At 68.4% G+C, this 18,668-nt stretch carries 9 protein-coding genes; 6 read left to right on the top strand and 3 right to left on the bottom strand.

Translation table 11 applies throughout. The annotated features are described in order from the left end of the window. Window positions 1–5: 5 nt before the first annotated feature. A complete protein-coding gene (locus OKW87_RS17255) occupies window positions 6–1,853 on the bottom strand; it encodes a CHASE4 domain-containing protein (RefSeq protein WP_265541312.1) in 1,848 nt (615 codons plus the stop codon). Continuing rightward, window positions 1,853–3,760 (bottom strand): GGDEF/EAL domain-containing response regulator, encoded by a 1,908-nt coding sequence (locus OKW87_RS17250; RefSeq protein ID WP_265541311.1) that lies wholly within the window; start codon window positions 3,758–3,760, stop codon window positions 1,853–1,855. The genes OKW87_RS17255 and OKW87_RS17250 overlap by 1 nt, the downstream gene beginning before the upstream one ends. Window positions 3,761–4,094: 334 nt before the next feature. Here OKW87_RS17250 and OKW87_RS17245 point away from each other — a divergent pair, with 334 nt between their 5' ends. The 3 genes from OKW87_RS17245 to OKW87_RS17235 all read left to right on the top strand — a co-directional run bounded on the left by OKW87_RS17245 (window position 4,095) and on the right by OKW87_RS17235 (window position 7,537). After that, window positions 4,095–4,967, top strand: a complete 873-nt coding sequence (locus tag OKW87_RS17245) for an HpcH/HpaI aldolase/citrate lyase family protein (protein ID WP_265541310.1) — start codon at window positions 4,095–4,097, stop codon at window positions 4,965–4,967. A gap of 72 nt (window positions 4,968–5,039) precedes the next feature. Next, a complete protein-coding gene (locus OKW87_RS17240; protein WP_265541309.1) occupies window positions 5,040–7,184 on the top strand; it encodes a PAS domain-containing sensor histidine kinase in 2,145 nt (714 codons plus the stop codon). After that, window positions 7,181–7,537, top strand: a complete 357-nt coding sequence (locus OKW87_RS17235) for a response regulator (RefSeq protein ID WP_265541308.1) — start codon at window positions 7,181–7,183, stop codon at window positions 7,535–7,537. The genes OKW87_RS17240 and OKW87_RS17235 overlap by 4 nt, the downstream gene beginning before the upstream one ends. 28 nt (window positions 7,538–7,565) lie before the next feature. Here the strand turns inward: OKW87_RS17235 and OKW87_RS17230 are convergent, their stop codons facing one another. Next, window positions 7,566–16,448, bottom strand: a complete 8,883-nt coding sequence (locus OKW87_RS17230) for a putative Ig domain-containing protein (protein ID WP_265541307.1) — start codon at window positions 16,446–16,448, stop codon at window positions 7,566–7,568. A 310-nt stretch (window positions 16,449–16,758) separates the two neighbouring features. Between OKW87_RS17230 and OKW87_RS17225 the strand changes: the two genes are divergently transcribed. From OKW87_RS17225 to OKW87_RS17215, 3 genes are read left to right on the top strand one after another with little or no spacing between them, the layout of a single operon-like run. Then, on the top strand, window positions 16,759–17,499 hold the full coding sequence (locus tag OKW87_RS17225) for a phage tail protein (protein WP_265541306.1): 741 nt from the start codon (window positions 16,759–16,761) through the stop codon (window positions 17,497–17,499). A 53-nt stretch (window positions 17,500–17,552) separates the two neighbouring features. After that, window positions 17,553–18,083 carry a phage tail protein gene (locus OKW87_RS17220; RefSeq protein WP_265541305.1) on the top strand — a complete coding sequence of 177 codons (531 nt, stop codon included), beginning with the start codon at window positions 17,553–17,555 and terminating at the stop codon, window positions 18,081–18,083. Window positions 18,084–18,137: 54 nt separating this feature from the next. Beyond that, window positions 18,138–18,662, top strand: a complete 525-nt coding sequence (locus OKW87_RS17215) for a phage tail protein (protein WP_265541304.1) — start codon at window positions 18,138–18,140, stop codon at window positions 18,660–18,662. Window positions 18,663–18,668 lie beyond the last annotated feature (6 nt).

The following is an 18,668-nucleotide window of genomic DNA, read 5'->3' as shown; positions in this document are numbered from 1 at the left end:
GGAGTTTAGGCCGCCAGTTCTTCTTCGGTCTCCATGATCTCGGTTCGCCCGAGCGTCAGCACCGCCCGCGCACCGGTGCCCAGGCCGTCGCTGCGCAGTTCGAGCGTGCCTTCCATCGCAAGCATCGAATTGGCGCACCAATGCAGGCCCAGGCCGCCGGACTTGTGCTTGCGGGTCGAGAAGCCGCGCTGGAACAAGGTCGGCGCGGTGGCGGGGTCGAAGCCTTCGCCGTCGTCGCGGATGATGATTTCGACGCGGTCTTCCTTGTCGTGGATCGCAACCGCGATGCTGCCCCCGCCCCGCCCGGTAGCGGCGATCGATTCGGCGGCGTTGGCAAAGAGGTTGCCGATCACCTGGCTCAGGATCACGCGATTGCCGAGCACCCAGTGTGGGCGCGAGGGGAAGCTGAAGGCGATCGAGGTTTCGCCCGAATAGCGCGCGATCGTCGCATTCTGGGCGACGATGTCGCTCATGTCGCAGGCGTCGAGCGGTGGGCGCTCGTGCGCGGCCTCCTGTTGCATGCCGATGATTTCGAGGACGTGGTGGAGCGCTTCGCGGCCGATGCCGAGCTGATCCCTGCGATCCTCGCGCTCCTGGTCGATCGCCTCGAAGGCGGCGGCCAAAAAGGCGACGAGCTTCTGGCGGCGGACCGGCGAAAGGTCCTCGCGGGTGAGTTCGGCCAGCGCCTTGTCCATCGTCGGGCGATCGAGCGCGAGCGGGCGGCCGAGGCCCTGGCTGAGGACGGTGCTGATCGGATTGAGCGCGTTGCGGACATTGTGCATCACCGCGACGGCGCTTTCGCTGCGGCCGAGGGTGAAGCTTTGGACCTCGAGCTGCTCGCGCAGATCCTTCAATTGCTTGAGCATCGAGTTGAAACTGGTGACGAGGCTGCCGATCTCGTCGTCGCGCGGCTTGTCGGTCAGCAGGCCGAGCTGGCCCGAGGCGCGCACGAGCCCCATGTGACGCTCGACGCGGTTGAGCGGGCGCAGCACGAGGCGGCTGATCATGCGGCGCAGGACCCACAGGACCACGGCCAGCAACAGCGACGAACCGACGACCGCGAGGATCAGCATGCGGGTGCCGAGCGTGGAGAGATCGCGGGGCACGGCATAAGCGGCGGTGGCGACGGCACGGCCATCCGGACCGGGGATCGGCACGGCGATCCGGGTGCGGCTGCGGCTGGGGGTGATGGTGACCGCGGCGACGGGATCGGCGAGGCTCGCTTGGAGCTGGAGCAGGGTGCTGAGCTGGGCCGAGGTGATCGCGCGCGCCATCAGGACATAGCCGCGCGGATCGCCGCTGCCATCGCTGCGGCGGACCTGCGCGACGCCGATCGCGGCGAGCGTATCGCCGAGCCGGAGATAGAAGCCCGCCGAACTCTTGCCCTTCAGCGCGGCGCCGACGTCGAGCTTGGCGATCGCGGCGTTCAGCCGGGCGCGCATCGCCGGCACGTCGGCCTCGCGCTCGATATCGAGCCAGCGCGAGATGAGGATGCGGCCGTCATTGGCAACATAGGCCATGCCGTTGACGTCGAGATTGACCATCGCCAGCGTCGAAAAGCTCTCCTGCTCGAACGCCGCGGTAGGATTGGCCATATAGTCGTAGGACGAATTCCAGTCGCCATAGTCGCGCACGCCATTCTCGACCTTCGAGGCGACGTCGTGGACGACTGCCTGGGTGCGCGCGACATGGCCCTCGACCGCGTCGCGCTCGAGCCTGTTGAAGCCGGGCGTGATGACGGTCGCCAGCAACAGCGCCAGCGCCGCGGCGCCGAGCAGCCCGACCGCGGTCAGGATCAGGACGAGCTTGGCGCCGAGCGAGGCCGGCGCGCGCGGGCGCCTGGTGATCGGCATCAGCCGTGGGTTCCGTTGCTCGCTTCCAGGGCGGGTTCGGCCACATCGTGCAGGACGCCTTTCTCGGCGAGCAGCAAGGCATCTTCGGCATCCATCGGGCGCGCGAGATAATAGCCCTGGACGTGGCTGCAGCCGGCCAGACGCAGCGCCTGGAGCTGGGCCTCGGTCTCGACGCCTTCGGCGACGACTTCCATGCCCAAAGCGCGGCCGAGATGGATGATCGAGTGGACGATCGCCGCGCTTTCGCGCTCGCGACCCATGCCGTCGACGAAGCTGCGATCGATCTTGAGGCAATCGAGCGCGAAGCGGCGGATATTGTAGAGCGACGAGTAACCGGTGCCGAAATCGTCGAGGGCGATGCGGAAGCCCATCTGGCGCAGCTTGAACAGGATCTCGGCGGCACGCTCGACATTGTCGAAGATTGCGGTCTCGGTGATCTCGATCTGGAAGCGGTTGGGATCGACCCCGGCATGCGTGACGCGCTCGACGACATGCGCGACGAAATTGTGGCGGCGGAACTGGCGCGGCGAGAAGTTGACCGAGACATATTGGCCGGGCCAGGTCTGCAGCGTCTTCACCGCTTCGTCGATCACCCAGTCGCCCAGCTCGTGGATCAGGTTCGATTCCTCGGCGATCGGGATGAACATGCCCGGCGAGACCATGCCATATTCGGGGCTGCACCAGCGGACGAGCGCTTCGAAGCCGGTGATCTCCAGCTTCTCGCGCGCGACGATTGGCTGGAAGACGAGCTTGAGCTCGCCCTTGGCGATCGCTTCGGAAAGCCCGCCTTCGATCTGGCGGCGGAAGCGGATCGATTCGTCCATGCTCTCGTCGAACACGCGGACGATGCCGCGGCCCTGGCGCTTGGCTTCGTTGAGCGCGAGATCGGCGCGGCGCATCACGTCGATCGGATCGCGGATCGTATCGGGGGCCACGACCATCAGGCCGATCGAGGCGCCGCCCTGGACCGAATGGCCGAGCACCTTGAAGCTGATCGTGCACGCCTTGAGCAGCCGTTCGCAGAGCATCACCGCTTCGTCTTCGCCGGTGACCTGCATCAGCATCGCGAACTCGTCGCCGCCGAGCCGCGCGACGAAGCCGCCCTCGGGGCAGTTTTGCTGGAGGATCTGGCAGACCATCCGGATCAGCTCGTCGCCGGCCAAATGGCCGAGCGTATCGTTGACGAGCTTGAAGCGATCGAGATCCATCATCGCCATGGCGAAGCAGTGATCGCCCTTCACCGCCTGGCCGAGCATGCGGAGGAAGGCGAGGCGATTGGGCGCTTCGGTGAGCGAATCATGGTTCGCCATGTGGATCGCGCGCGATTCGTTGGCGGCGAGCTCGTGCTGCTGCTCCTCGAGCTGGCCGATCTTTTCGGCGAGCAGCCCGCGGGCATGTTCGAGTTCCTGATCGACCTGCCAGCGATGGCCGAGCGCGGTCGCGGTCTGGATGACCTCTTCGGCCTGGAAGGGCTTCGCGATGTAGAAGATCTTGTCGGCGGGGCCGGCGGCGCGGCTGATGTCGAGCGGCGAGAAATCGGAATAGCCGGTGACGATCACCAGATTGATGTCGGGATCGAGCGCGCGGATGCGCTTGGCGGTCTCCTTGCCGTCGATGCCGGGGGGCATGCGGACGTCGATGAAGGCCACGGAATAGCGTTCGCCGCTTTCCAGCGATGCCTGGATCGCGGCGACGGCGTCGAGACCCTGCATCTTGTGGGTGCAATCGAAGGTGATGACGGGCTCGTCCGCGGCGGAATCGGCAGGCACTTCCTCGTCATCGTCGCCGAACAGCTCGGCTGCCATGGCGCTGAGCGCGGTCTCGTTGCCGTCGCTGCGCGACGTGGTGAAGCACTGCCGATAGGATTCGTGCATCGCCGGTTCGTCGTCCACGATCAATATGCGCACGGTGCCAAATTCCCCTGATTTCCTGCCTCAACGAGGTAAGCGGGCAGCGTTAAGGAGAGGTAAAAATGCGCCTTGCAGCCCGCTTTCGTCACCGGCCAAATGGTTAACGGCGCGCGCACCCTACCCCCCGTTATTGCCCGGAGAAGACCGGCGCGTCCGGATTGCATAGAAGCCTGCCTGCGGACGCTTGCCGCCTCGAGAGCGCCGCTAGTACCGTACCATCGAGGCCCAGGCCGGAGCCGCTTCCCCCCCCTCAGCAGCTCCGGCCTGTTTTCGCGCAGGTTTACCCGCGCGCGTCGCCCCTCTAGCGTGGCCTCCAACCTCTGGAGGACCCATGGCCGACCCGCTTATCGCCCGATCCCTGCTCTTCGCGCCCGGCGATTCCGAGCGCAAGCTGGCCAAAGCGGGCGGAAGCGGGGCCGATCTGCTGCTGCTCGACCTGGAAGACGCGGTGGCAGAGGCGCGCAAGCCCGACGCGCGGAGCATGGTGGCCGAACATCTGCGCAGCGCCGATCGGCAGCAGCCGCACTGGGTGCGGATCAATCCGCTCGACACCGGCCATGCCCTGAGCGACCTCGCCGCGATCGTGCCGGCGCGGCCCGACGGGATCATGCTGCCCAAGGCGACCCGCGCCGAGGCGGACCGGCTGCATCATTATCTGACCGCGCTGGAAGCCGCGGCCGGCCTGCCGATCGGCGGGATCCGCACGATGGTGGTCGCCACCGAAACCGCCCCCGCTCTGTTCGGGCTGGGCGACTATGCCGGCTGCCCGCGGCTGGCGGCGCTGACCTGGGGGGCGGAGGATAGCGCCGCGGCGCTGGGGGCGAGCGACAATCGCGACGAGGACGGCGACTATGCCTTCCCCTATCAATTGTTTCGCGCACTCTGCCTGGCGGGCGCGGCGGCGGCGGGCGTCACCGCGATCGAGACGATCCATGGCGACTTTCGCGATGCGGCGGGGCTGGAGGCAGTCGCGGTGAAGGCGCGTCGCGCGGGCTTTCGCGGGATGATGGCGATCCACCCCGATCAGGTGCCGGTGATCAACCGCGCTTTCTCACCCTCCGAAGCCGAGATCGAGCGCGCCGAGCGCATCGTCCGGGCATTTGCCGACAATCCCGGCCAGGGCACCATCGGGATGGACGGAGCGATGCTCGACATGCCGCACCTCAAGCGCGCGCAGGCGGTGCTGGCGCTTCGCGTCGGCTGAGTCGACGCGGTTGCTTCCCGCGAATCCAGGGCTAGGAACTTGAACTATGCCAGTTAGAACGCGCGTCTGCCGATGATACGGTCCGCAGCCGAGGAGTTGCCGCCGATCGACGCGGATGAGTTTCGCCTGATCGCGGACAGCGCGCCCGTGGCCGTCTGGGTCACCCGGCTCGATGGGCGCCGCAGCTTCGTCAATCGCGCTTATGCGGCGTTTCTGGGCGTCTCCTATGAAGCGGCGCTGGAGTTCGACTGGCGCGCGATCATCCATCCCGATGATGCGGCGCGGCTGATGGCGGAATCGCTGGCCGGCGAAGCCAGCCTCGACACGTTCGAACTGCAGGGCCGCTATCGCAGCGCCAGCGGCGATTGGCGCTGGCTGCATTCCACCTCGTCGCCGCGGCGCGACGCCAAGGGCCGGCATGTCGGCTTCATCGGCGTCGCGCACGACATCACCGAGGCAAAGGAAGCCGAGCTTTCGCTGCGCGAGCGCGAGGCCCAGCTCTCCGCGTTCATCAGCCAGGCCACCGCCGGCTTCGGCCAGGTCGACCTGCAGGGCCGCTACACGCTGGTGAACGACCGCTTTTGCGAGATTGCCGGCTGGAGCCGCGAGGAACTGATCGGCATGTCGATGTTCGACCTGACCCATCCCGACGACCGCGAACGCAACAAGCCGCTGTTCGGGCGGGCGGTGGCCGACGGCACGCCCTATACGCTCGAGAAGCGCTATGTGCGCAAGGATGGCGGCGTGGTCTGGGTCAGCAACAGCGTCTCGGTGATCCGGCGGCCGACCGGCGAGCCGTTCGGCGTGCTCGCGGTGACGATCGACGTGACCGAGCGGCACGAGGCCGAGGCGCGGCTGCGCAAGAGCGAGGAGAGCCTGCGCCTGGCAACCGGCAGCGCCGGGATGGCGACCTGGGAACTCGACCTGGCGACGATGGAGGGCAAATGGTCGCCCAATCGCTTCGACCTGCTCGGCATGGAGCGGCGAGCCGACAGCCAGGGGACGTTCGACGAGTGGCTGGAGCGGGTGCATCCCGACGATCGCGAGATGGCGCGCGGCGCCGCCCTGCACTGCTTCGAGGACGGCATCCCCTACACGCTGGAATATCGCATCTGCCGTGCCGACGACCAATCGGAACGCTGGCTGCTGAGCCATGGCAGCCGGATCGATTATGCCGACGGCCGGCCGAGCCGCTTCGTCGGGGTATCGTTCGACATCACCCACCGCCGCAAGGCCGAGAGCGACCTGCGCGAGAGCGAGGCGCGCTTTCGCCGCATCTTCGAACAGGCCAATGATTTCTTGATCACGACGACGCTCGACCAGAAGATCACATCGGTGAACCCCGCGGTGGCGACGACGCTGGGCTATGCGGAATCGGAGATCATCGGGCGATCGATCGCCGACTTCATGGATCCCGAGCAGTTCGCGATCAGCATGGCGTCGTTCAACCAGAAATTGCAGGAAGGCGGCAATACCCGGCTGACGATCAGCGTTCGCGCCAAGGATCGCCGCACGCTGATCTGGGAAATCAATTCGCGGCTGACGACCGACGCGCAGGGCGTGCCGACGGGCCTCCATGCGATCGGGCGCGACGTGACCGAAGCCAAGCGTGCCGAGGCGCATTTGCGGCTGCTGGTCGACGAGCTCAACCACCGCGTGAAGAACACGCTGGCGATCGTCCAGGGCATCGCCCAGCAGAGCTTCAAGAGCGACGTCGATCCGCGGGTGGCGCGGCGGGCCTTCGAGGGGCGGCTCGCCGCGCTTTCTGAGGCGCACAACCTGCTCACCCGCGAGCATTGGGGCGTGGTCCCGATGACCCAGATCATCGGCGACGCGGTGGCGCCGCATGGCGGACCGGCGGGACGCTTCACGCTGGAGGGGCCCGACCTGCCGCTCGTCCCGAAGACCGCGATCTCGCTCGCGCTGGCGATCCACGAGCTGGCGACCAACGCCGTGAAGCATGGCGCGCTCTCCGATGCCGAGGGTTGGGTCTCGATAGGCTGGACGCGGCACCAGGGCGACGGGCCTGGACGGCTGACGATGGTGTGGGAAGAGCATGGTGGCCCGCCGGTCGCGCCGCCGACGCGGCGCGGCTTCGGCACGCGGATGATCGAGCGCGGGCTCGCCGCCGAGTTGGGCGGCACGGTGACGATCGAATTCCGGCCGGAGGGGCTGGTCTGCACGGTGGACGCGCCGTTGCCAGAGGGGGCCGAATGACCGAGCTGATGGGGCTGCGCGTGCTGGTGGTCGAGGATGAGCCGATCGTGGCGATGTGCCTCGAGGATATTCTCGAGACGCTGGGCTGCGTCGCGGTGGGCCCCGCGGGGCGGCTGAGCGAGGGGCTGGCGCTGGCGCAGGACGCGGCGATCGACGCGGCGATCCTCGACATCAACCTGGGCGGCGAGCGCAGCACGGCCATCGCTTCGATGCTGCGCGCGCGCGGCGTGCCCTTCGCCTTCGCCAGCGGCTATGGCTCGGCGCCCGAAGGCTTTGCCGACGAGGTTCCGCTGATCGAGAAACCCTATCGCGAAGGGGATATCGACGCGGTGCTGCGGGCGCTGGTGCGCTGAGCAAGCCGGCGGGCGCGCCTCCCCGCCGTCAGAATTCGCTCGAGACGGTCAGGCGCAGCGTGCCGGCGCGCTCGCCCGAGGCGCCGCGCAGGGCGGTCTCGATATCGAACGTCCAGGCCGCGGGTAGCAGGAAGCGCGCGCCCAGGCTGACCATATATTGCTCGCGCTTCCAGCCATTGCTGTCGACGCTGTAGAAGGCCGGTCCGGCGATATCGGCATAATCGAGCCGCTGGACACCGGTATCGGCGAATTCATAGTTCCATTCGGCGCGGATACGCGGTGCGGCCGAGCCCCAGGCGAACTTCTGGCGATATTCGAAGCGCGCGCCGAGCGAGCCGGTGACCGAACGCAGCCGCCTTTCGTCGAAGCGCAAGTCGAAGCGGCCCGCGCCGCTCTCGGTATAGGCGCCCAGCTCGCCGTCGAGGAGCTCGCCGCGGCCGTAGAGCGACCAGCTGAGCGGACCGCTTTCGCGCTCGATCCCCGCGGCCAGCGCGCCAAGGGTGAAGGATCCGTCGCGATTGCCCGAGGCTACGGCATTGACGCCCGCCACGCTGCGGCGGGTGCGGAAGCTCAGATCGCTGCGGCCGATCATGCCGTCGAGGAACAGGCTCTCGGCGGGGACGATGCTGGCATAGGCGGCGACCAGGCTGTTCTCGCCGCGCACCCGCGCCGCGCCGCCGCCGATATGGCTGACATCATTGCCATAGCCGCCGCCGACCCCGAGGGTGACGCCTTCGGCCAGCTTGATGTCGGCACCGGCGCTGAGCCCCGATGTGGTGGCGGTGATCTTGGTGCGATCGGTGGTCGCATCGAGCGTGCCGATGTCGATCGCGCCGCTGCTCCAGAGCGCGATCGAGCCGATCCGGCGACCGCCCGTACCGTCGTCGTCCTCGGACGATCCGGGCGGCGGCGCGTCTGCGCTGCGGCGGTTGCGGGCGATGGCCGGAGCGCCGCCGCGCAGCGACGAGCCCAGCTCGTCTGCGCGGAGCCGCTCGGGGCCGCGACGATTGGCATATCGGCCGAGTTCGGGATCCTCGCCCGAGAGGCGCATTCGCTCGGTAATCTCGAGCGCCGATGCGTCGAACGCCGGGCTGGCGCGGACCACGCCGCGACCGTCGCGCGAGGCGAGCCGCACGCCCATCTCCGCTCCGCCATTGCCGCCGCCGGATCCGTGCAATTGCTCGGCGCGGGCCATGAAGTTGCTGACCTGGCTGCGCGCGAAGCGGCGCGCGGTCTCGACCTGGGCGTCGACGATGCCGCGGACATTGGGATCGGCCGCTGGATCGGGCCGGGCGGTGACCGTGACCGTGATGGTGGCCGGGTTCGACGCGCCGCTCTGGTTGCTGATCGTATAGGTGACAAGGACGGTGCCGCCGAAGCGCGCGAGCGCGGTGACGTCGAGCCGATAGGCGCGGCTCGCCCCCGCCCCGCTCTCGACGAGCGCGGTCTTCACGGCATTGGCCGGGGCGACGCTGACGATCGTCGCCGCCGTGAACGGCGCGCCGCTGGCCCCGGCGGTGAGATCGACCGACACGGTCTGGCCGTCGCCCACCGACGCGCTCTTCGGCAATGCCACCGGGCGATCCGGCAGCACGGTGATCGAGATCGTCGCGGGCGCTGAACTGCCGCCGGGGCCGACTGCGATGAACTGGAAGCTGTCGCTACCGGTGAAGCCGGGATTGGGGCGATAGGTCGCGACGATCGGCGTCACGGCGAGCGTGCGCAGGCTCCTGGCCCCCGCCCCGCCGGTCGAACCGCCATTGGAAAGCGTGACGGTGCCGTTGGCGGGCGGCTTCGAGATCTGGAGCGAGGTATATTCGCCGCCGGCCAGCGCAGAGAGATCGACGTCGATGCTGGTGACCTTGCCGCCCGTCGCGGCGGGGACGTTGGCCCCGCCCGAACTGACACTGGGCGGCGGCGGCGCGGTGACGCTGACGGTCACGGTGGCGACGTTGGAGGTGCCGCCAGGGCCGGTCGCGACATAGGTGAAGCTGTCGGCGCCCGCAAAATCGAGCGCCGGCACATAGGTGACGACATTGCCCGTGACGCTGGTCGTGCCGTGCACCGGGGCGCTTGCCACGGCGATGGCGGTATGGACGCCGCTGATCGACGCGGCGAGATCGATCGCGGTGCCGCCGCTCTCATAGGGGATGGCGATGCCGCTGCGATCGGCAGCCACCGGCGCCGCTGGTGTCGCGACGGTGAGGCGAACCGTGGCAGGCGCGGAGGTGCCGCCGGGTCCGGTCGCGGTGAAGGTGAAGCTGTCCGTCCCGAAATAAGTGGGGGCCGGGACATAGGTGACGACGCTCCCCGCGAGGGCCGCAGTGCCGTGCGCCGGCGCGGTCGCGATGGTGAGCGCGCTGCTGACGCCGCTGACCGACGGGGCCAGATCGATCGGGGTCCCGGCGCTGGCATAGGCCACTGCGACGCCGTTTCGATCGGCGGCCGTCGGCGCCGGGGGCAGGCTCACGGTGACGCCGATCGTCGCGGGCGGCGAGGTGCCGCCGGCGTTGGTCGCGGTATAGGTGAAGCTGTCTGCGCCGTAATAGCCGGGTGCCGGGGTGTAGACGATCGCGGTTCCGCTGGCCGTGGCGGTCCCGTGCTGCGGCGCCGTCGCGATGGCCACGGCAGTGGCGGCGGCGCCCGACAGCGGCAGCGCGACGGGATTGCTGGTCGATCCGAACGCCACGGTGATGTTGGCGGGACCTGCGACGGGGATCGGCGGCGTGCCGATGGTCAGCGTATAGGCCTGGCTGCCGCTGAACGGGCCACTGCCGGTCGCGCTATCGGTGGCGGTGACGGTGAAGCTGTAGCTGCCCTGCGCGGCCGGCGTACCGGCGAGCGTGCCGTTCGCCGCCAGGCTGAGCCCGGCGGGAAGCGCCCCGGCGCTGACCGCAAAGCGATAGGGGGCAACGCCACCGGTGGCGCCGAGCGTCGCGGTGTAAGCGGTCTCGGCCTGGCCCGCGGGCAGCGTCGGCGGCGTGACCGAAACCGCGGCGCCGGCGATGTCGAGCGTATAGGCGCGGCTGACCGTATAGGGCCCGCTGCCGCCCGAATTGTCGGTGGCGGTGATCGTGAGCGCGAAGCTGCCCGCCGCGGTCGGCGTACCGCTCAGCGTGCCGTCGGTCGCCAGGGCCATGCCGGCGGGAAGCGCGCCGGCGCTGATCGCATAGCTATAGGGCGCGGTGCCCCCCGACGCGGCGACGCTTCCGCTATAGGCCAGCCCGACCGATCCGGCGGGCAGCGGCGGCGCGGACAGCGCCAGCGCGGGCGCGGCGACGACGAGCGTATAGGCCTGCGAACCGACCGCGCCCGAGCCGTCCCTGGCCGCGATCGTGAAACCGTAGCTGCCGCCCGCGATCGGCGTGCCCGAAAGCGCGCCGCCGGTGGCAAGCGTCAGGCCCGGCGGCAGGCTGCCCGATGCCAGCGTGAAGCTGAATCCACCGGTGCCGCCGCTCGCAGTCACGGTCTGTGCATAGGCCATCCCGACGGTGGCCGGAGCCAGCGTGGCGGGCGCGACGACGATCGCGCCCGGCGATACGACCAGCGTGTAGCTTAGCAAGCCCGAATAAGGCGCGCTGCCGCCGACGGAACTGTCCGTCGCGCGGATCGTGAAGGCGAAGCTGCCCGGCGCGCTCGGCGTCCCGCTGATCGTGTCGCCGGTCAGGCTGAGGCCCGCCGGGAGCGATCCGGCCGCGAGCGCGAAACTGTAGCCCCCGACTCCGCCGCTCGCGCCGAGCTGCTGGCTGTAGGCAACGCCCGCCGTGGCCGGGGCGAGGACCGGCGGTGAGACGCTGATCGAAAGCGGCGCGATCGTGATGCTGTAGGAACGGCTGCCGGTGAAGGGGCCGGTGCCGGTCGAGCTGTCGGTTGCGGTCACGGTGAAGGCGAAGCTTCCGTCGGCCGTCGGCGTGCCCGAAAGCGCGCCGCCCGGCGCGATCGTGATCCCGGGCGGAAGCGCGCCGGCCGTGAGGGCAAAGCTGTAAGCGCCGGTGCCGCCGCTTGCCGTAATTGCCGCCGCATAGGCCGAGCCGACCGACCCGCCGCCGAGCGATACGGGCGCCACCGCGATGGCCGGGGGGTTGACGGTAAGCGTATAGGCACGGCCCACGGTATAGGGCCCGGTGCCGGTCGAGCTGTCGATCGCGGTGACGGTGAAGTTGAAGGCCCCGCCCGCGGTCGGGGTTCCGGTCAGCGCGCCGCTCGTGGCGTCGAGCAGGATACCCGCCGGGAGCGCGCCCGCGGTGATCGAATAGGCATAAGGGGCGGTGCCGCCGCTCGCGCTGGTCGCCTGGCTGTAGGCGACGCCGATCTGCGCAACGTTCAGCGCCGTCGGCGCGATCGTCATGCCGGGGGCGTTGACGGTCAGGCTGTAAGCCTGGGTAACCACGATCGCGGCCGCATCTGTGGCCTGCACGGTGAAGCTGAAGGTACCCCCCTGCGTCGCGGTGCCGGCGAGGATCCCGCCCGACGAGAGCGTGATCCCTGCGGGAAGCGCGCCCGCGCTGATCGTGAAGGCATAAGGCGCGGTGCCGTCGACCCCGACGAGCGTCTGGCTGTAGGCGGCGCCGATCACCGCCGCGGGAACGACGCCCGGGCTGATCGTCACCGGCGGATCGATGTGGAGCGCGAATGCCTTGTCGACGAAATGCGGGCCGCCGCCGCTGCTGTCGGTCAGACGCACGGTGAAGGCGTAGTCGCCCGCCGTCGTCGGCGTACCGCTCAACAGGCCTCCGGTGCTGAGGCCGATGCCCGGCGGCAACGCCCCCGCGGCCAGCGAGAAGGCGTAAGGCGTGGTGCCGCCCGAGCCCGCCAGGGTGCGGCTATAGGCGCTGCTCACCTTGCCGGCCGGCAGCGGAGTCGCCGTGGTGATCGCGAGGACGGGCGCGGCGACGGTCAGACTATAGGCGTGGGCGACGGAGGCGGGGGTGCCGCTGGTCGCATCGGTCGCGGTGATCGTGAAGTTGAAAGTGCCGGTCGCGGTGGCGGTGCCGGTCAGCGCGCCGCTGCCGCCGTCGAGCGCGATCCCGGCGGGAAGCGCGCCGCCGGTCACAGCATAGCCGTATGGCGTGATCCCGCCGCTCGCAGAGACCGACTGCGCATAAGCGACGCCGGCGGTGGCGCCCGGCAGCGCCCCCGCGGCGGGTGTCAGCGTCAGCGTGGGCGCCGCGACGGCGAGGGTGTAGGCGGCGGATACCGTATAAGGGCCGCCGCTGCCCGCCGTCGAGGAATCGGTCGCAGTGATCGTGAAGCTGAAATTGCCGCTCGCCGTCGGGGCGCCCGACAGCGTGCCGCCGGCGATGCTCAGGCCGGCGGGCAAGGCTCCTGCGGTGACCGAGAGCGTGTAGGGCGCGGTTCCCCCGGTGGCGGTTATCGCCTGCGAATAGGCCGTGCCTGCGGTTGCCGCGGGCAGCGCACCGGCGACAGGCGAAATGCCGAGCGTCGGGGCGGCGATGACTAGCGCCAGCGGTCCGCTGGCTTGGGTGAAGGGACCGGTTCCGGTCGATTGATCGGTGACGCTGGCGGTGAAGTTGAACGTCCCGCTCGCGGTCGGCGTGCCGGTGATCGTGCAATCGGGCTGGAGCGCCGTGCCGGCGGGCAGCGCGCCGCTCGCCAGCACCGGGTTGCAACTATAGCTGCCGGCGCCGCCGCTGCTGTTGAGCTGCACGCCGGCAAGCACGACGTCGCGGGTGCCGGTCCCGGCGAGCGTGGTCGCCAGGGTGGGATTGTTGACCAGGACGGTGACCGCGACCACATTCGAATCGCCGCCGACATTGGTGGCGCGGATGTAGAAGCTGTCGCTGCCGCGGAAACCCGCGGGCGCATCGTAGATGACCTGGCCCGCCGGGTTGATCTGGACATTGTTGACGCCCCCTGCCGTGCTTTGCGAGGCGGCGGCGAAGGGCCCGCCTGCCGTCTTCGCGACTCCCCATGCCGTGGGCACGTTGGTCGCGCCCGAGCCCGCGGCGGCGTCGATGGGATTGCCTGTCGAACCATAAGCGACGGCGGCGGCGGCGAACCCGGTCAGCGCAGGCGCCGCGACATAGCTATATTGATTGGCAACGGCCGTACTGCTGGTACCGGCGGGGTTCGTCACGCGCACATTCACCGTCCCGCTGCCGGGCGGCGCGGTGGCAGTGATGCTAAGATCGCTGTTGACCGTGTAGGATGCGGGAGACGCACCGAAGCTGACTGCGGTCGCGCCGGTGAAGCCGGTGCCGGTCAGCGTCACCGCATTCGTCCCGGCGACGGGACCGCTGGCGGGCGCAAGTCCGGTGACGCTGGGAATCGCGGCCACTGTGAAGTTGCGCGTGGCGGTCGTAGGGCCGAGATTGTTCGCGGCGTCGCGCGCGAAGGCGGTCACGCTGTGCGCGCCAAGCGGCAGCGCCGCGGGGGTGTGGCTCCAATTGCCGCCGGAATCGGCGGGCACGACGACGGGCGTGGCGTCGATCGTCAGCGTGACGCTGGCATTTGCTTCTGCGGTGCCGCTGATGTTCGGGGTGGGCGACGTGGTCTGTCCCTCGGTCGGCGTGGCGATCACCGGCACGGCGGGCAGGACCGTATCGATCGTGATCGACCCCGCCGTCGATTGCGGGCCGAGATTGCCCGTCAAATCGGTTGCGGTCGCCCAGAAGCTGTAGGTCGCGTCGGCAAGAAGCGGGGCGGCGTAGGTCCAGTTCGTCCCCGTCAGCGAGGCCGTGCCGCTGAAGGCTCCGTCGATATAGACGCGCACCGTCGAATCGGCCTCCGCCGTGCCGGTGAAGTTCAGCGTGTTGTCGTTGGTCCGGGTGCCGGTGACGGGAGCGGTGATCACCGGCGCGGGCGGCGCCACGGTGTCGACGATGAAGGAGATCGTGGTCGAATCGGCGCTTACGATACCGTCGCCATTGGTCGCCCGTGCGCGCACCGTATGCGATCCCTCGGCCAGCGCAACCGGCTGGGCAAACGTCCAGGCGCCGCCGGTGGCCGTGGTCGTGCCAATCGAACTGCCGTCGACCAGGACGGTGATCGTCATGCCGGGATCCGCGGACCCGGCATAGACAGACGAGGCGCTGCCGACGCGAGCGGCGTTCGTCGGGGAGGTCACAACCGGCGCGGCCGGCGGTGCGACGTAGCGGAAATCGTCGGCCGCGCTGTTGGCACTGGGGCCCCCGGCCGTCGTCACGACCACATCGAAGGTGCCGGCGGCGTGCGCTGGCGACACGGCAGTGATCTGGGTGGTACCGTTCGGCGTGACGCCGGTGGCGGCGGTCCCCCCGAAGGTGACCCCGCTGATGTTGCTGAAGCCGGTGCCGCTGATCGTCACCGACGTGCCGCCCAGTGTGGTCCCGACCACCGGCGTGATTCCCGAGATGGTCGGCGCCGCCTGGACCACCGAGAGCCCTGTCGGAGTCGATGCCGCGATGCCCGTGACGGCCGCGGGTCCGGTCGCCGAGGGGGCTCCGCTGGTGAAATTATAGGTGGCCGGCGTGGCGGATGCGACGGTCAGGGTCAGCGTGCAGCTGCCACCTGCAGCGATGCCGCCACCCGTCAGGCCCAGGCCGCCACCGCCGAAGGATGCCGCGCCGCCGCAGTTCGTGGCGGGGGTCGATCCCGTCAGCCCGGCCGGCAGCGTCGTCGGCGCGACCGCGACTCCGCTGAGCGCCACCGCATTGGGGTTGGTGAGCGTCAGCGTCAGCGTCGAATCGGCGTTGATCGCGACCGAGGTCGGGCTGAATGCGGCGCTGATCGTCGGCGCGCCGACGACGTTCAGCGTCCCGGTCGTCGCGGTCGCGCCGGTGAGGGCCACGGGGCCCGTGGCGACCGCGGTGCCGGTGGTGAAGCTATAGCTGCCCGCCGTGGCGCCGGTGACTGCCAGGGTCACCGTGCAGGTCCCGCTGGCGGCGAGCGAATGTCCGGAGGAACTCAGCGCGCGGGTGCCGCCATTGTAGCTGCCGCCCGCGCAGGTTCCGCCGACCGCGCCGCCGGTCAGCCCGATCGGCAAGGTGCCAATGTTGAAGCCGACGCCGGTGAGCGCGACTCCGCTATTCGGATTGGTCAGGGTGACGGACAGCGTGCCCGCGCCGCCGACCGCGACGGTCGCCTGATCCCAGGCAGCAGCGATCGTCGGCGGGCTGGGCGGGGTCTGCACCGTCAGATTGGCACTGGTGCCCGGCGAGCCGGCGTTGGCACCAGTCGCCGAGGGCGTTCCCGACGAAATCGAATGCGTCGCAACCGTCGACGACGTGATGTTGAACGTCATCGTGCACGTACCGCCGGCTGCCAGCGAGCCGCCCGAGAGCGTCACCGCCCCCGCGCCGGTGGCGCCGGGGGCCGCCGTGACGGTGCCGCCACAAGTATTGCTCGCACCGGGCGACGCGGCGACGGCAACGCCGGTCGGCAGGGTGATCGAGTTGCCCACGCCCGAAAGCCCCGCAGTGCTGTTCGGATTGGTCAGCGTCACCGTGACGGTGCTGGTGCCCCCCGCATAGATTGTGGACGGGTTCGGCGTGCCAAGCGCCGCGGTCGGAGCGCTGGGCGCGATGACGGTGACGTGAATATCAAAGTATTTGAAGACGCCCCCACTGGTCCATTGTTGCTCGAACTGGACGGTCTCGCCGGAGAAAGCGGCGGCATTCGCCCGCGTGCCCGAGGCCCCGGATCGGGGAGAAACGATATCGGTCCCGATTACGCCCGGACCGGGCGTGTAGACGATCCGGCGATAGATCCCGTTGCTCGTCAACTTGACCTTAGAGCCATTGGGGAAGGTCACATAAATATTGTCCGCGACCGTCGTTGCGTAGACAGGCGGTATCTCGAAGGTGATCGAATCATTCTCCAGACTCGGGCTGTTCGGCGGGCATTTGCTGTTGAGCACCGACAGATTGGTCTGCGTATCGACGATGACGACGTCGCTCGACCCGGCGACCACCGACAGAGTGGGAATGTCATCTTTCGTAAGGGGCGAAGTACATCCCGCCACCGCTGTCTGAGCCCAGGCGGCGTTCGCATTGCACATCATCAACAGCAGAAGCAGCGCTGCAGACAGATGCGCTCGAATCGACTTGCGATTCGCGATCGGAGTCCTCTTATCTGCGCTTGCCTGCACGCGATTTTCCCCCTGGCCGTCCTTCAGGACGACATTCCCTGCGCCGCCCCGCGCGGGAATCCCCATTTGTCTTTAATATATCAGTTGCAGGGTCTAGTCGACTCCACGATCTCGACAATATCTTACCGCCAGAATGGATAATAACGTCCATACCGGATTGATTTCATATGCGGTTGACTTGCAGATTAACCAGCTTACTAATCTGTATCGAGACTCCACGCTCGCGTTGCGTTTTGCCAGCTTATTTTTTGTGAGACATGCTTTGCATCTGTCGGATAGCAAAGGCGTATTGCTGCGCCTTTGCAATGTCGGCGACTTTGGGGGGAAGATCGTGAGCCAGAGCTATGTGGGTCAGATCATGATGACCGGATTTGGTTTTGGGCAGAAAAACTTTGCCCAATGCAACGGTCAATTGATGGCCATCGCCCAGAACCAGGCGCTGTTTTCCCTTCTAGGCACCGTATATGGTGGCGACGGCAGAACGACCTTCGGTTTGCCCGATCTGCGCAGCCGCACCCCCTTTGGCGCGGTCCAGTCGCAGGACGCGGCCTGGCAGCCGCCGACGACGCAGCTCGGCCAGATCGCAGGGCAGGAGCAAGTGCAACTGCTCACGACCGAGCTTCCTCTGCACAACCATAGCGTGACGGTAACCACGGCGCCGGGCGGGCGCCCGGCACCGCGCGGCTCGGGCCTGACCTTCGGGACGACCGTGCCCGACACGTCGCTTTTCTACGGGGCTGCCGCGTCGCTCGTGCCGATGAGCGGTGGGCCGCTGGGGCAGGCGGGAGGCAATCAGCCGCACCCGAACCTGCAGCCTTATGAGACGATCAACTTCAACATCTGCCTCTATGGCGTCTTTCCGTCGCGCAACTGACCGCGTGAAGACGTCCGGGGCGAACAAGCCAGCTTTTCGGGGGAGTGAGTGACATGAGCCAACCCTATGTCGGTGAGATCCGCCTGTTTCCCTATCCCCGCGGCGCGCCGGAGGGCTGGCAGGCCTGCGACGGATCGCTGCTGTCGATCGCGAACTATGAAGTGCTGTATCAGTTGATCGGCACGGTATATGGCGGCGACGGGCAGAACACCTTCGCAGTGCCGGACATGCGCGGGCGGATCCCGATCCACCAGGGAACGGGACGGGGTCTTTCGAGCTATTCGCTGGGCCAGCTGGCGGGCACCGAGCAAGTGACGCTGACGTCGCTGCAAATGCCTTCGCACGATCACCAGCTTGTCGCCTCCACCGTGCAGGGCACCTCTGCGTCACCGCAAGGCAATGTGACGGCGGTGCAGACGACGGAGACCTTCTACGGTGTCGGGGGCGACGGCAGCACGCCCTATCCCCTGCCCGCAAGCACGGTCGGTTTCTCCGGGGGCAATCAGCCGCACGACAATGTCGGACCGACGCTCGCACTCAATTACTGCATCGCCTGGGCCGGGATCTATCCCGCGCAGTCATAAGGCCAATCGGCGCGGGCGCGCGGGCCTGTCCCGCAACAGCATGGGAGCATTTTGATGAGCGACCCCTTTCTCGGCGAGATCAAGCAATACGGTTTCCCTTTCGCGCCCCGCGGCTGGGCGTTTGCCGCAGGGCAGACCTTACCGCTTCGCCAGTATACATCGCTATTTTCGCTGATCGGCACCGTCTTCGGCGGGAACGGCACGACGACGTTCCAGCTCCCCAATCTGGCAAGCCTGCAGGCCTGCGGCAGCGGCACGGGACCCAATACCTCGCCCCGACAGATTGGCGACAGGTTCGGGAGCGCCTTCGTCACGATCACCAGCGACACGATGCCGATGCACAATCACGGCATGCAATCCTGCACCGGTTCGCCGAACCCGACTGCGATACCGGCGTCCAATTCGTGCCTGGGCGCATTCACCACCACGGCGATCTACGCGACGCCGGCAACCGGGGCGCCGATGAGTCCCTCGATGGTGCTGCCCACCGGGGGCGGCCAGCCGCATAGCAACCTCCAACCCTATCTCGGGCTCAACTTCTCCATCGCGATGGTGGGGCAATTCCCCTCATTTTCCTGAGTTGAG

Source organism: Sphingomonas sp. M1-B02, assembly GCF_026167525.1.
In the GTDB taxonomy this organism is placed as follows: Bacteria; Pseudomonadota; Alphaproteobacteria; order Sphingomonadales; family Sphingomonadaceae; genus Sphingomonas.
This window is presented reverse-complemented; position numbering and strand designations above follow the sequence as displayed.

What these genes read in the sequence shown, in the direction of transcription:
- OKW87_RS17255 (WP_265541312.1), bottom strand. Translation starts at nt 1,853, where the DNA reads ATGCCGATCACCAGGCGCCCGCGCGCGCCGGCCTCGCTCGGCGCCAAG.
- OKW87_RS17245 (WP_265541310.1), top strand. Translation starts at nt 4,095, where the DNA reads ATGGCCGACCCGCTTATCGCCCGATCCCTGCTCTTCGCGCCCGGCGAT.
- OKW87_RS17240 (WP_265541309.1), top strand. Translation starts at nt 5,040, where the DNA reads ATGATACGGTCCGCAGCCGAGGAGTTGCCGCCGATCGACGCGGATGAG.
- OKW87_RS17235 (WP_265541308.1), top strand. Translation starts at nt 7,181, where the DNA reads ATGACCGAGCTGATGGGGCTGCGCGTGCTGGTGGTCGAGGATGAGCCG.
- OKW87_RS17225 (WP_265541306.1), top strand. Translation starts at nt 16,759, where the DNA reads ATGGATAATAACGTCCATACCGGATTGATTTCATATGCGGTTGACTTG.
- OKW87_RS17220 (WP_265541305.1), top strand. Translation starts at nt 17,553, where the DNA reads ATGAGCCAACCCTATGTCGGTGAGATCCGCCTGTTTCCCTATCCCCGC.
- OKW87_RS17215 (WP_265541304.1), top strand. Translation starts at nt 18,138, where the DNA reads ATGAGCGACCCCTTTCTCGGCGAGATCAAGCAATACGGTTTCCCTTTC.